The organism is Cupriavidus sp. 05T313 (assembly GCF_056396665.1).
The window spans coordinates 1-377 of sequence record NZ_JBFTLX010000698.1; the positions used below are offsets into that span (position 1 = coordinate 1).

At 65.8% G+C, this 377-nt stretch carries 1 protein-coding gene; it reads left to right on the forward strand.

Annotated elements, in window-relative coordinates; translation table 11 throughout:
* Positions 1-377 (forward strand): CNNM domain-containing protein (locus AC1DKD_RS42440; protein ID WP_477144895.1); only part of this gene is annotated, 377 nt, incomplete at both ends.

Sequence of the window (377 nt, forward strand, 5' to 3'; positions counted from 1 at the left end):
CCCCTGGTGTTCGTGGCCCGGGTGTTCAAGCCGGTGATCTGGACGTTGAACGGGATCGCCAACTCGATCCTTCGCCTTTTCCGGGTGGAACCCAAGGACGAGGCCACCAGCGCGTACACGCTGGACGAGGTGGCCACCATCGTGGAGCAGTCCACCCGGGACGGCATGCTTAAGGACACCACCGGCGCCCTGACCAATGCCTTCGAATTCACGGCCAAGACGGTGGCCGACGTCCAGGTGCCCATGGCGGACATGGTGCTGCTGCCGGAGACCGCCACCCCGGCCGATATCCAGCAGGCCGTCGCGGCACACGGCTACTCCCGCTACATCCTGGCCAATAGGGCCGGTGAGCCCGACGGGTACCTGCACCTCAAGGA